Genomic DNA, 501 nt, shown 5'->3' on the forward strand with positions numbered 1-501 from the left:
GACATGCGGGTGTTGTGGCCGTGGCGCAGGCAGGCAATCAACTGGCGGCGCAATTCGCCACGCGGCTGAGCATAGATAGCCGTGTAAATGGTTTCATGCGATACGTGCTGGGCGGGGTCGGTCGGATACATCCGCCTAAGTGTGCCCGATATCTGCTGGGGTGACCACTTCCAGTCCAGCAACGTGAGCACAATCCGCCAGCGAACGCCTTGCGTGCAAAGCTTGGCGGGGCCGCGACCAGCCCTACGGCGGGCGGCGCACAGCGCTTGAGCTGGCACTGATGCGTAGCCAGCAGGAGAGCTGTTGCGCGTCAGTTCACGGCTCACGGTGGAGGGCGAGCGCCCGAGCATTCGGGCCATGGCCCGAATGCTCACGTCCTGCAATCGTAGGCTTGCGATGGCGAGGCGTTCTTCAGGTTGAAGGTGCTGGTATGAAGTAGTTTTGTCGGGCATTGCAACACCTTATACGAGATAAGTGTTGCACCTCGCTTTTGAGGCCGCC

At 61.1% G+C, this 501-nt stretch carries 1 protein-coding gene; it reads right to left on the bottom strand.

Annotated features, from left to right (window positions below):
• Positions 1-452, bottom strand: a 452-nt coding sequence (locus tag AWB82_RS36765; RefSeq protein WP_143757011.1) for a helix-turn-helix domain-containing protein, incomplete at its 3' end; no start/stop codon positions are given.
• Between the last annotated feature and the right edge of the window lie 49 nt (positions 453-501).

The sequence above is a fragment of the Caballeronia glebae genome (genome assembly GCF_001545035.1).
Lineage (GTDB): Bacteria > Pseudomonadota > Gammaproteobacteria > Burkholderiales > Burkholderiaceae > Caballeronia > Caballeronia glebae.